The sequence below is a fragment of the Streptomyces sp. NPDC057694 genome (assembly GCF_042799415.1).
Classification (GTDB): domain Bacteria; phylum Actinomycetota; class Actinomycetes; order Streptomycetales; family Streptomycetaceae; genus Streptomyces.
Map to the genome: position 1 here is coordinate 169399 of NZ_JBHVIX010000002.1, position 11642 is coordinate 181040.

Below are 11642 nucleotides of genomic sequence, written 5' to 3' on the forward strand. Positions count from 1 at the left end.
GCAAGGAACGCACACCCCCTCACCGCCTCTCTCACACGGGGACGTAGAGGTCCTGCGGTGACGCATCCAGGATGAACCCGTTGTCGAAGCGGACCCGCACCGTCACCAGGGGCCCCTGCTCCTGGAACACCGCCCACGCCGGATACAGTGCGCCGACCTTCTGCTCCAACTGCCCCTTGCTTTCCGGAGGCATGCCGTCACCGTAGGAGTCCAGCAGCGACTTCAGACGCTCGTACTCACGGGCGTCGGCGTCCTCACCGACGTGTACGACGACTTCCTCCACTGTTCCCTCGGTGTCGGAGGCAAGGGAGAGGATGCCGATGACCGCCCCGGACACCTCGATCGGACCGCTCAAGCGGAGATCTGCGGCCAGCTTGACCCGCTGGCCCTCCTGCAAAGTCATGGCATTCCCTGTTCTACGGTCCGGTCCTAACCGCCCCATGATCGCGCTCGCTCCGCTGAACCGTGACACCGGCCCGGCCGCTGGCAACAAACGCACAATGTTTGCCACCAGACAGCCCTCGAGACACGTACCGAAGACCCCCAAGTACAGGGAACAACCTCCACGGCGCCGTGGACAGCGGCAGAGCTGTGCGAACCCACTCTGAGCCTCTCAGTCGAAAGCGTCGGTCATGCAGTCCGACCGGCCGCCGACGGCTTCGAAGGCGTGGCGAAGGGCGGCAGCCGCCTGTTCGCGCTCCACGACGTATCCGTAGTGCTGAAACACCGTCGTGGACACGTCGTCGACCGTGACGATCACCGGTTCGCCGCTCGCGGCGCGGCGGCGCGCGGCGGCGATCGCCATGTCCGCAGAACACAGCAGGTTTCTGGCGCGCTCCCGATCTCCGGCCGCCTGAGCACGCTTCGACGAGAAAGGGCGCAGGACGAGACCCCGACCCAGGACGCCAGCGGCGACAAGTGCGAAACCCATCACTACAAACACAGATCCACCAGCGTCGTGAGGCATCCAGCCAGTCTTCACCATGCTCATGCTCATGAGCAGGCAGAACAGCGGCTAGTCCTGGTCCATGGCGGTGTTGATCAGCATCCGGATGGCTTCGAGCTGCTCGTGGGCCGGCAGGTGGGCTTCGCCTGGGCGAGGGCCGCTCCCATCGATCCGCAACCCACCGTCCCATGTAGTCGAACAGTCGAACCCTTGATCGTTGTCATCGAAGGTTGGTGATCGATAGGTTCGTACCTTCGGACCTCATACGGGACGGGCGGACGCCGCCCCACTGCCGCAGACGGTACAGATCCCGGCCGCTGCGGCTCAGATGATGTGATGGAGGCGAATGTGCTGATCACTGTCGCGGACGTGGAAGCCGAGGCTGCGCGGATCGCCGGGCATGTCGTACGGACTCCGACGGTGCCGAGCCCCGGCCTGTCCGCGCTTCTGGGCGCGCAGGTCACCGCGAAACTGGAACTGCTGCAGCGCACCGGCTCCTTCAAGGCTCGCGGTGCGACGGCGAAGCTGCTCACGCTCAGCGAGGCCGAACGGGCCGCCGGGGTCGTCGCCGTGAGCGGCGGCAACCACGGCATCGCGGTCGCGGTCATGGCCGGCGCGCTGGACATCAAAGCGACCGTCGTCATGCCACGATCCGCCCCCGGCCGGGCCGTGGACATCGCCGAAGCCTCCGGGGCGAGCGTCATCCTCGCGGACACCATGGACGGCGCCTTCGCCCTCGTGGACGAACTCCAGAGCAACGGGCTCACCCTGGTCCATCCCTTCGACGACCCTGTCGTCATCGCCGCCCAGGGCACGGTCGGCCTGGAGTTCGCGGAAGATGCCGGGGAGCTCACCGACGTACTCGTCAGCATCGGCGGCGGGGGACTGATCTCCGGGGTCGCCACCGCGCTGCACGCGCGCCGTCCCGGTGTACGGATCTGGGGTGTGGAAACCGAAGGCGCGCGAGCCATGTCGGCGGCCCTGGCCTCCCGCGGGCCGGTACCGGTCGAACTGTCCTCGGTCGTCTCGACATTGAGCGCCCCCAGCGCCTCCCTGCTCACCTACGAGCATGTCTCAGCGCTGGTCACCGATGTCCTCACGGTGACCGACGCAGAAGCCGTGCAGGGCACCCTCGACCTGGCCGACCACGCGAAGGTCTGGGCGGAGCCCGCCGCCGGATGCCTGCTGCCCGCGGCACGCCGGGTGCTGGAACGCGTAGGTGGGGATGCCAGGCTCGGCCTGGTGGTCTGCGGCGGCAATGCGACGACCGCCGATGTGACCGCCTGGGCCGAGCGGTTCGGACTGCGCTGACCGCACAAGCTTCAGCAGCCACTCAACTCTCAAAGACAGTGAGCAGCCTTCGCTGCGGCAGATCACCTGCACGTGTTCCGCGCCACGGGGCCCTGACCCGCCCGCCGTCGAACCTCGACGAACCCGGGTTGACGTCATCGAAAGTTATTCGCGCAGTTCAGAGGATCGGAGGTGTCAGTCAAGGGCTGCATCAAAGGTCGCGCGGTTACTAGAGGTATAGGCGTGCTCTCGCTCGGACCACTCGATACGCCCGATGATCGCGCGGTCGTCGGCGACGCGCGGGGCCGGACGGGCGAGGTGGCCTCGCCACCACTGGGCATTGCGCCTCTGGCGGTCGAGCGCGGCATCGATGAGGCCGGCGCGGCCGGTGGCGTCGAGCCCGTACCCGTCGGCGAGCATGCGCAGCTGGGCGGCCTGGACCGAGGCGCGTGGAGCGTCGGACTTGGAGGAGATGCACCAAGTCCACGCCATGTACCCGACGTCTTCGAGGGGGTCCCCGGGGGCGGCGGTGTCGAAGTCGATGAAGGCGACCGGGACGTCGTTCACGAAGACTGTGTTGTTCGGCCCCGGGTCGTGGTGGCAGACCACCGGATACCGGCCGGTCAGGCGGCTGTTGCGGGTGGCGTCGTGGAAGGCGCGGAGCAGGAGGCCGGCGGCGGCCACCTGGGGATCGGTCCAGCGCTGGAATCGGGCGGGCACGTGGCCAGGAAGGTAGCTGAGGATCTCGCGGCCGGCCATGTCGAACCCGAGGTGCCGCGGAGCACCGTCGAAGCCCTGCCGACGAAGGCGATGGAGGAGTTCGGCGACGAACGGGGACGACGCGGTGGCCGGCCGACGGACCGTGTTCCCGACCCTGACCACGCCCGTGGTGATCCGCCCGCCCAATAGCGGCACCTCGTTATCCATGGCTCCACCCTCCACTTCGTCGCCTCTTGCCCGCCCGCCCCTCTGGCGTCAGGCGCGGCGGGCGGCCCAGACGGTGCGTTCGGTGCGCACCGCGAGGTCGTCGCGGCGCGTGATGCTGTGCGGGCTGTCGGCGTCGAGGAGTTCGTCGAGCGCGGTGAGGTCCTCGGGGCTGAGCGCGGGGGCGGCGGTGTCGCGGATGCGCCGCAGACTGCCGTATGCGTAACGGCCGATGGCCTCGCTGCGGTCGCCCTCGATGTCGACGGTGACGGTGCGCTCGTCCTCCACGGTGAATCCGGCGGCGGCCAGCATCGGCCCCCAGTCGGCACCGCGATGGGGCACGTGTTCGGCGTGGAAGCTGTCGGTCGCGGCGTGCGCCCGCTCTTCGAGGCCGGGCCGGCTCTCGGGGGCGTCGGCGGGCAGGAAGCGGGGGAAGCCGTCCAGCTCGACGACGGCGAACAGGCCGCCCGGGGCGAGGAGTTCGTGGACGGCGGCCAGGGCGCGGTCGGGGTGGGCCATGTGGTGCATGGAGGCGGAGGCCCACACGAGGTCGGGTGTGCCGAGGTCGGGCCACCGGTCGACGTCGAGGTCGGCCTGCACGGTGCTCACACGGTCCTGAACGCCGCGGGCGCACGCCTTCTCGCGCAGCAGTTGGAGGTGTCCGGCCGAGGCGTCGACGGCGGTGACGTGCGCTTCGGGGAAGCGGTCGAGGAGGGCAAAGGTGCCCGCGCCGGTACCGCTTCCCAGGTCGACGATGTGGCGCGGCGCGCCCTTCAGAGGCAGCCAGGCGGTGATGGACGCGATGTGCTCGGCCAGCACTTCGGCGTCCAGGTCGAGGATTTCCGCCTGGCCGGCGTCGTCGTGTTCCGCGTGGTGGTGGCCGTGCGAGTCGCCGTGGTGGGGGGTGTGCTGGTGCGCTGAGGTCATGTCGACACCGTAGAACTCTCATGCCCCAAACGCACAATGTGTTGCGTAAGAAGCAAGGAGATGATGCGATGCGCTGCTCGGGACGCAAGATCACCGCCGCGGAGCGGCCATCCGCCACGACCGGCGAGGCTAGTCGCAGGGTGTCCCCGAGTCCCCGCAATCGCCGTCGGTGCCGTCGGAGGCCTCCTGGTGTCCGCGGCGCGCGTCACGGTCGAAGATGCCCAGAATCTCGCACGGTCCCCCTTCGGAGCCGATGGCGTGCGGCATCATCGTCGGGAACTCCGCGGCCTGGTTGGTCTCGATGCGGAAGCGCCGGTGCCCGAGCATCAGGATCGCGGTACCGGAGAGCACGACGAGCCATTCGCGGCCGGGGTGGGCGCGCATGCGGGCGGGATTGTCGGGCGGCGGCTGGGTCATCCGCTGGCGCATGACGCTCATCCCGGGCTCGTTCTTGATCGGCCAGCGCATCAGGCCGCGCCTGGCGTCGATCGTCGGGCTGATGACGACGTCGTCGGCCGCGTTCTCCACCAGCTGGTCCAAGGTGGTGTCCAGGGCGCGCGCGAGGGTGACGAGCTGGTCCAGGGCAAGGCGCCGCTGACCGTTCTCGATGCGGCTCAGCGAGGACTGGCTGAGGTTGGCACGGGTGGCCAGTTCCTCCAGGGACCAGCCTTGTGCGACCCGCAGGGCGCGGATGCGTTTGCGTACGAGGCTGTCCAGCTGCCCATCTTCTTGCGTCATGGGCAAGATGGTATGCCCTTGCCGCAAGTCGGGTCTAACGTCGGCCACAGGTGCTCCCGTACGAAGAGCCTCATACAGCGAGCCTCGTTCGCTGAGGTCACGTACGACAAGAGAACTCCCCCACCCTTCGGCGGCCGGCCCTGCTCCGGCGCCGACTCCGCACACCCTTTTTGAGAACTTCGAGAGGCCATCATGAGTGCCCATCAACCTCCCAGGCCGACGGCCGTCCCCACCGATAAGGAAAGCGTCCCCACCGGTGAGGAAAGCGTCCCGCCCGGCGCGGGACGCGTCCCGGACGCGCGTCAGCTGCGCCTGGTCCTGATCAGCGTGTCGGTCGCGCTGATGGCCGTCGTCGCTTCCGTGTCCGGGCTCAACGTCGCCCAGACGCACATGGCCGTGGAGTTCGGCGCCTCGCAGAGCACGGTTCTGTGGATCATCAACATCTACACACTCGCCCTCGCCGCGCTGCTCCTGCCGCTCGGCGCGATCGGTGACCGCCTGGGCCGCAAGCCGATGCTGGTGGCCGGGCTGACTCTCTTCGGGGTTGCCAGCGTGGCCGCGGGCCTCGCCCCCTCGGCCGGGGTGATGATCGCCGCGCGGGTGGCCGCCGGTGTCGGTGCCGCCATGATCATGCCGGTCACGCTGGCGGTCATCACCTCGACGTTCCCCGAACAGGAGCGGGGCAGGGCGATCGGTGTGTGGACCGGTGTCGCGGGAGGCGGAGGCATCCTGGGCATGTTCCTCTCCGCGCTCCTTGTGGACGTCGCCGACTGGCGCTGGCTCTTCGTCCTGCCGGTGGTTCTGGTCGTCATCGCCCTGGTCATGACGCTGACGTCCGTACCCGATTCGCGGGAGCACTCCGCGCACTCGTTCGACACCATTGGCGCGCTGGTGTCCACTATCGCGGTGGTCGGTCTCATCTTCGTGCTGCAGGAGGGCCCCGAGCGAGGCTGGACCGCGCCGGTCACGGTGATCAGCCTGGTCGTCGGCGTCGTCGCCGCCGTCGCCTTCGTGGCGTGGGAGTTGCGACGCCGTGACGCCTCACTGCTGGACGTTCGACTGTTCCGTGAGCGCGGCCTGGCGGGTGGCTCGGTCACCCTGCTGGTCGTCTTCGGTGTCCAGGCGGGCATCGCCGTCGTGCTCTTCCCGTTCTTCCAGGCCGTTCTGGGCTGGTCTGGCCTGCTGTCCACCGTGGCGATGATGCCGATGGCCGTCACGATGATGGCGACGTCGGCTCTGGCCGCGGGTACGGCCGCGAGGATCGGCGCCCGCGCGACCATGGCCGTGGGCGTCGCTCTGTCCGCCCTCGGCCTCGCGCTGATGGCCCTGTTCGTCTCCGTCGACGGCGGCTATCCGTCCGTCCTCGCCGGCATGCTCGCCATGGGCAGCGGCATGGGCCTGGCGATGGCCCCGTCCACCGAGGCCATCACCGCCTCCCTGCCTCGAGCGCAGCAGGGCGTGGCCTCCGCGCTCAACGACGTCACCCGCGAGTTCGGCACCGCCCTGGGCGTCGCGATGCTCGGCGCGCTCCTGGCCACCGGGTACCGAAGCGCCATCGACGGCCGGCTGGACGGCGTCCCCCGCGGGGCGGCCGACACCGCCCGCGAGGGCATCGCCAACGCCGTCGAGGTCGCGCCCACCACCGGCGACCACGCCCAGGCCCTGGTCCGCGACGCTCAGCAGTCGTTCATCGACGGCTGGCAGCAGGCCATGTGGGTCGGCGCCTCCGTGCTGGCCGCCCTGTTCGTCTACGTCGCCCTGCGCGGCCCGAAGAGCACCACGGCCGTCGACCCCGCCCCGGAGGGCGGGACACCTGAGCACGTCGCCGCCCGCTGAACGGGTGCGGTGGCCCGGCGAGCGGCGCCGGGCGTGAGAAGGCGCGTGTCAGGAGGCGCGTGTCAGGAGGCGTGCGTCAGGAGGCGTGCGTCAGGAGGCGTGCGAGCGCAGCCCGCCCGCGGCGAGCTTCAGCTCGGCCTCCGCGAGCGTGCGGGCCAGGTCCGCGAGGGGCTCCGCGCGCCGGTCGGCGGTGGTGTTGATGTAGGCGCCGGCCCCGTCGACCACGGCGAGGATGCGTACGGCGGCCGCCCACGGATCGTCGCAGGTGACGGCCCCTTCGCCGACGCCTTCACCGATGATCTCCGCAAGCCGACGGCACCAGCGCAGCTCCTGGCTGACGACCTGCTCGTGAAGTACGGGTCGGTAGCGCGCGAGGTGTCGCGCGTTCAGCCAGAGCTTGCTGATGTCGTCGAACTCGGCGCCGGAGATCAGCGTGAAGAAGCGCCGCAGGGCGGGCAGGGCGCCGGGCCCGTCGGGAGCCGGCTGCGGCAGCAGGCCGTCCAGTTCGGCCAGCGTAGCCGTGGTGAACGCCTCCGCCACGAGCTCCTCGACCACCGGGAAGTAGTGGTGGATGAGCCCGGGCTGCACCCCGAGATCGTCGGCGATCCGCTGCCGGGTGACGCACTCCAGCCCCTCCTGGAGCGCGACCTGCGTCGCGGCCGTGACGATCTCGTGCCGACGCTCCGCCGCCGACCTGCGCACTTGTCTCCCTGAACCCCTTGACGTCATGGCGGTGATGCTATTGGCTAAGCAGCCAATGATCAATTGGCTCTACAGCCAATAAGCGGCCGGCCGTCCGGACGGCCGCCGTCGCCCGGCCCCGCAGCGGAATGCGACGGCGCTCCGGAGACCGACTCCCCTCTCTGAGCGAGCGGCGCCACCCGGCGCGCGCCACGCCCGTAGCGATGCCAGGAGAAGAACGTGGACCACACCCGCGCCGACGCCGGTGAGCTGGCGGAATACGGCTATGAGCAGGAGCTGAAACGCGCCCTGTCCCCGTGGGCCGTCTTCGCGCTCGGCTTCGCGACGATCTCGCCCGTCGTCGGCATCTACGCCGTCGTGCAGCTCGGGTTCCTCTCCGCGGGACCCGCGTGGATCTGGGCGGTCGTCGTCGCCTTCCTGGGGCAGTTGCTGGTGGCCACCGTGTATGCCGAGCTGTCCTCGCAGTTCCCGGTCACCGGAGGCGTCTACCAGTGGGTCCGCCGGCTCGCCGGGCCGCGCCTCGGCTGGCTGGTGGGGTGGATCTACCTCGCCTCGGCCATCGCGTCGCTGACCACCGTGGCCTATCTCGGCGCGACCTGGCTTCACATGCTCGTCAGCGACGCGGAGCTGTCACCGGGGGCCCATGTCCTGCTCGGCGCGGTCTTCATCGCTGTCGCCCTCGGCATCAACCTGCTGGGCGTCAACCCGGTCAAGCACTTCCTCAACGCGGGCATCGTGGCCGAGGGCGTCGCGTCGATCGCCGTCAGCGTCGTCCTGCTGCTCTTCGCCCGCCACAACGGCTTCGGCATCCTCTTCGACACCCTGGGCGCGGGGTCGGGCGGCTCCGCCGCGGCCGGGTTCGTGACCTGTCTGGCGGTGGCGGGCTGGGCGTTTCTGGGCTTCGACGCGACCACGCAGGTCGCCGAGGAGACCCAGCAGCCGCGGCGCAGTGTGCCCCGGGCCCTGCTGCGCTCCTACCTGTTCGTGGCCTTCACCGTCCTGCTCACCTCGATCGCCGTGACCCTCTCGCTGCGCAGCCCCGAGGACGCCGTCTCCGGCAAGACCGTGGACCCCGTCTTCGAGGCGGTGACGCAGGGGCTCGGCGGCTGGAGCGAGAAGCCCTTCATCCTCGTCGTCCTGATCGCGTTCTTCGCCTGCGCCATCTCGATCCAGACCTACATCGGCCGGGCCGTGTACGCCTTCGCCCGCGACCGGCAACTTCCGTTCTCCGCCCGGCTCGCCGTCGTCGGGCAGCGCCAGATCCCCTGGGTCTCGCTCACCGTGACGGCCGTTCTCGCGGGCCTCGGCCTGATCCTCGGCCTCAACGGCAACGCGGCGGCCACCCTGATCTCCTTCGGCTCCGGCGGCTTCTACTTCATCTTCCTCACGGTGGCCCTCGTCGCGCTCGTCGCACGCCTGCGCGGCCGCTGGAACCCGTCGGCGGGCGAGCTGCGGCTGGGCCGCACCGGGCTGGTGATCAATGTGCTCGCAGTCGCGTGGCTGCTGTTCGAGGCGGTCAACATCGCCTGGCCCCGCACCGAGCTCGCGCCACCGGGCGGCAGCTGGGTGCAGGTGTGGGCCGTGGTCCTGGTCTTCTCCGTCCTGCTCGTCCTCGGCCTGGCGTACGTCCTGATCGCCAAGCCGCACACCCGGCTGCCCGCCGGCCCCACCCACCCCCGCACCGATGAAGTCGAGGCGTCCTGATGTCCGCGCACACCTCTCCCGCCATCGCCTACGACCCCGTGGCGGGCCTGCACACCCGGCAGGTCTCCCTGCGGCCCGCCGGGCCCGGCGAGGTCGAGATCGACGTCCGCGCCGCCGGGGTCTGCCACTCGGACCTGCACATCCTCACCGGGGACTGGCCCAGCGACCGCCCCCTGGTCCTCGGCCACGAGGCCGCCGGTGTGGTCACCTCCGTCGGGGCGGGCGTCACCGGGCTCGCCGAGGGCGATCACGTCGTCCTGTCCTGGTTCGCGCCCTGCCGCCGCTGCCGCAAGTGTCTGGCCGGAATGGCGTGGCTGTGCACCGGCACGCAGGCGGTGGCCAACACCCTGCCCGACGGCACGACGCCCTTCACGGACGACCAGGGCGAGGAGATCTGGCCCTACCTGGGTCTCGGCGCGTTCACGAACCGGCTGGTCGTCCCCGAGTCGGCGGCGGTCAAGGTCCCTGACGAGCTGCCGTTCGGCATCGGGGCGCTGCTCGGCTGCTCCATCTCCACGGGCATCGGCGCGGCCATGAACACCGCGAACGTCCGGCCCGGCGAGTCCGCGGTCGTCATCGGTGCGGGCGGGGTCGGCCTGTCCGTCGTGATGGGCCTGCGCCTGGTGGGCGCCGACCCCATCATCGCCGTGGACCTCTCCCCCGAGCGCCTCGCCGTAGCCGAGCGGTTCGGGGCCACCCACACCCTCGACGGCGCCGCGACCGACGTCGCCGCCTGGTGCCAGGAGAACCTCGGCGGGGTCGACTACGCCTTCGAGGCCATCGGCAGCCCGAAGGTCATCGAGACGCTTCCGGCGATGCTCACCTCCGGCGGGGCAGCCGTCCTGGTCGGCATGGCCGCCACCGGCGCGACCGGCGCGTTCGACCTCTTCGACCTCGCCGACCAGGGCAAGCGCATCCTCGGCTGCAACTACGGCTCCAGCGTCGGTGCGATCGACATCCCCAAGCTGGCCCGTCTCTACCTGGCCGGACGGCTGCCGCTCGACGAGCTGATCGGCACCGTACGCCCCATGGCGGAAGCGGCCGCCGCCTTCGAGGACCTGAAGTCGGCCGTCGGGACCCGCACCATCCTCGAACCGTAGGCTTCCCAGAAAACCGGTCCGCGGCACAACCGCGCCACGGGCCGGGCCGCCACTCCCCCACCCCCTGCACTTCCTGGAGACCTGATGTACGCCGTCACCGACCCCTCCACCGGCACGACCACGCAGACCTACCCCACCGCCACCGACGCCGAGGTCACGGCGGCCGTCGACGCCGCCCACGCGGCCACCGCCTGGGGCCGCGACAGCTCGGTGGCCGAGCGCGCCGCGCTGCTGCGCCGCCTCGGAGACCTGCACGCCGAGCACCGCGACGAGCTGGCGGCCGGCATCGTGCGGGAGATGGGCAAGCCGCTGGCCGAGGCGGAGGGCGAGGTCGACTTCTGCGTCGACATCTACCACTACTACGCCGACCACGCCGAGGAGTTCCTCGCCGACGAGGAGCTCGACGTCACCTCCGGCCCCGGTGGCGCCGTGATCCGGCGCCGACCGGTCGGTGTACTGCTCGGCATCATGCCGTGGAACTTCCCCGCCTATCAGGTCGCGCGGTTCGCCGCCCCGAACCTCGCCCTGGGCAACACCATCGTCCTCAAGCACGCCCCGCAGTGCCCGGCCACCGCGGCCCTGCTGGAGAAGCTGTGCGCCGAGGCGGGCTTCCCGACCGGCGCCTACGTCAACGTCTACGCGACCAACGAGCAGATCGCCGAGGTGATCGCCGACCCGCGCGTCCAGGGCGTCTCCCTGACCGGCTCGGAGCGGGCCGGCGCGGCCGTCGCGGAGATCGCCGGTCGCCACCTGAAGAAGGCCGTCCTGGAGCTCGGCGGCTCCGACCCGTTCATCGTGCTGTCCACCGACGACCTCGACTCCGTCGTGGAGTCCGCCGTCGCGGCGCGCCTGGACAACACCGGCCAGGCGTGCAACGCCGCCAAGCGCTTCGTCGTCGTCGCCGAGCTGTACGACGCGTTCGTGGAGAAGTTCACCGCCCAGCTCCTCGCCGGGCAGTCCGGTGCCCCGCTGTCGTCGGTCACCGCCGCCGAGACCCTCGCCCGCCAGGTGGACGCCGCCGTCGCGGAGGGCGCGACGCTGCACACCGAGGGCGAGCGCGAGGGCGCCCACTTCCCCGCGGGCGTCCTCACCGGCCTGACCACCGAGCACGCCACCGCGCGCCAGGAACTGTTCGGCCCGGTCGCCATGGTCTTCTCCGCCGCCGACGAGGACGACGCCCTGCGGATCGCCAACGACACGCCGTACGGCCTCGGTTCGTACGTGTTCACCACGGACCCCGCGCAGGCCGAGCGCGTCGCCGACCGCATCGAGGCCGGGATGGTCTTCGTCAACGGAGTCGGTGCCGAGGGCGCGGAGCTGCCCTTCGGCGGCATCAAGCGCTCCGGTTTCGGCCGGGAGCTGGGCCGCCCGGGCATCGAGGAGTTCGTCAACAAGAAGCTCGTACGCACCGTCAAGTAGGTACCTGTCCACGGGCTGGGGGGGGGAGCGGGGAGGGTGGGGGAGGGGGGAGGGCA

General features: G+C 70.6%; 11 protein-coding genes. 5 read left to right on the forward strand and 6 right to left on the reverse strand.

Going from position 1 to position 11642, the window contains the following annotated elements; translation table 11 throughout:
- Positions 1-31: 31 nt before the first annotated feature.
- Together ACFVDP_RS07575 and ACFVDP_RS07580 are read right to left on the reverse strand one after the other, a co-directional pair.
- Complete coding sequence (locus tag ACFVDP_RS07575) at positions 32-403, reverse strand: hypothetical protein (protein WP_383484884.1); 372 nt, start codon at positions 401-403, stop codon at positions 32-34.
- A 210-nt stretch (positions 404-613) separates the two neighbouring features.
- Positions 614-805 carry a hypothetical protein gene (locus tag ACFVDP_RS07580; RefSeq protein WP_383484887.1) on the reverse strand — a complete coding sequence of 64 codons (192 nt, stop codon included), beginning with the start codon at positions 803-805 and terminating at the stop codon, positions 614-616.
- Positions 806-1282: 477 nt separating this feature from the next.
- On the opposite strand from ACFVDP_RS07580, the gene ACFVDP_RS07585 reads away from it, so the two are divergent.
- Positions 1283-2257, forward strand: a complete 975-nt coding sequence (locus ACFVDP_RS07585) for a threonine/serine dehydratase (RefSeq protein WP_383484890.1) — start codon at positions 1283-1285, stop codon at positions 2255-2257.
- A 174-nt stretch (positions 2258-2431) separates the two neighbouring features.
- Here the strand turns inward: ACFVDP_RS07585 and ACFVDP_RS07590 are convergent, their stop codons facing one another.
- The 3 genes from ACFVDP_RS07590 to ACFVDP_RS07600 all read right to left on the reverse strand — a co-directional run bounded on the left by ACFVDP_RS07590 (position 2432) and on the right by ACFVDP_RS07600 (position 4825).
- Positions 2432-3163, reverse strand: a complete 732-nt coding sequence (locus ACFVDP_RS07590) for a phosphotransferase family protein (protein WP_383484893.1) — start codon at positions 3161-3163, stop codon at positions 2432-2434.
- 48 nt (positions 3164-3211) lie between these two features.
- Positions 3212-4087 carry a class I SAM-dependent methyltransferase gene (locus ACFVDP_RS07595; protein ID WP_383484896.1) on the reverse strand — a complete coding sequence of 292 codons (876 nt, stop codon included), beginning with the start codon at positions 4085-4087 and terminating at the stop codon, positions 3212-3214.
- A 129-nt stretch (positions 4088-4216) separates the two neighbouring features.
- Positions 4217-4825 carry a helix-turn-helix domain-containing protein gene (locus tag ACFVDP_RS07600; protein ID WP_383484899.1) on the reverse strand — a complete coding sequence of 203 codons (609 nt, stop codon included), beginning with the start codon at positions 4823-4825 and terminating at the stop codon, positions 4217-4219.
- A 192-nt stretch (positions 4826-5017) separates the two neighbouring features.
- Between ACFVDP_RS07600 and ACFVDP_RS07605 the strand changes: the two genes are divergently transcribed.
- Positions 5018-6661, forward strand: a complete 1644-nt coding sequence (locus ACFVDP_RS07605) for an MFS transporter (protein WP_383484902.1) — start codon at positions 5018-5020, stop codon at positions 6659-6661.
- Positions 6662-6751: 90 nt separating this feature from the next.
- Here ACFVDP_RS07605 and ACFVDP_RS07610 read toward each other — a convergent pair whose 3' ends face one another.
- Positions 6752-7363 (reverse strand): TetR/AcrR family transcriptional regulator, encoded by a 612-nt coding sequence (locus ACFVDP_RS07610; RefSeq protein WP_383484904.1) that lies wholly within the window; start codon positions 7361-7363, stop codon positions 6752-6754.
- Between the two features lie 219 nt (positions 7364-7582).
- Between ACFVDP_RS07610 and ACFVDP_RS07615 the strand changes: the two genes are divergently transcribed.
- From ACFVDP_RS07615 to ACFVDP_RS07625, 3 genes are all read left to right on the forward strand, one after another.
- Positions 7583-9067, forward strand: coding sequence for an APC family permease (locus ACFVDP_RS07615; RefSeq protein WP_383484907.1), 1485 nt, complete (start codon positions 7583-7585; stop codon positions 9065-9067).
- Complete coding sequence (locus tag ACFVDP_RS07620) at positions 9067-10167, forward strand: alcohol dehydrogenase catalytic domain-containing protein (RefSeq protein WP_383484910.1); 1101 nt, start codon at positions 9067-9069, stop codon at positions 10165-10167. Before ACFVDP_RS07615 ends, ACFVDP_RS07620 begins: the two co-directional genes overlap by 1 nt.
- Positions 10168-10251: 84 nt before the next feature.
- Complete coding sequence (locus ACFVDP_RS07625; RefSeq protein ID WP_383484912.1) at positions 10252-11586, forward strand: NAD-dependent succinate-semialdehyde dehydrogenase; 1335 nt, start codon at positions 10252-10254, stop codon at positions 11584-11586.
- The last annotated feature ends 56 nt before the right edge of the window (positions 11587-11642 follow it).

What these genes read in the sequence shown, in the direction of transcription:
- ACFVDP_RS07605 (WP_383484902.1), top strand. Translation starts at nt 5,018, where the DNA reads ATGAGTGCCCATCAACCTCCCAGGCCGACGGCCGTCCCCACCGATAAG.
- ACFVDP_RS07585 (WP_383484890.1), top strand. Translation starts at nt 1,283, where the DNA reads ATGGAGGCGAATGTGCTGATCACTGTCGCGGACGTGGAAGCCGAGGCT.
- ACFVDP_RS07620 (WP_383484910.1), top strand. Translation starts at nt 9,067, where the DNA reads ATGTCCGCGCACACCTCTCCCGCCATCGCCTACGACCCCGTGGCGGGC.
- ACFVDP_RS07580 (WP_383484887.1), bottom strand. Translation starts at nt 805, where the DNA reads ATGGCGATCGCCGCCGCGCGCCGCCGCGCCGCGAGCGGCGAACCGGTG.
- ACFVDP_RS07625 (WP_383484912.1), top strand. Translation starts at nt 10,252, where the DNA reads ATGTACGCCGTCACCGACCCCTCCACCGGCACGACCACGCAGACCTAC.
- ACFVDP_RS07575 (WP_383484884.1), bottom strand. Translation starts at nt 403, where the DNA reads ATGACTTTGCAGGAGGGCCAGCGGGTCAAGCTGGCCGCAGATCTCCGC.
- ACFVDP_RS07595 (WP_383484896.1), bottom strand. Translation starts at nt 4,087, where the DNA reads ATGACCTCAGCGCACCAGCACACCCCCCACCACGGCGACTCGCACGGC.
- ACFVDP_RS07590 (WP_383484893.1), bottom strand. Translation starts at nt 3,163, where the DNA reads ATGGATAACGAGGTGCCGCTATTGGGCGGGCGGATCACCACGGGCGTG.
- ACFVDP_RS07600 (WP_383484899.1), bottom strand. Translation starts at nt 4,825, where the DNA reads ATGACGCAAGAAGATGGGCAGCTGGACAGCCTCGTACGCAAACGCATC.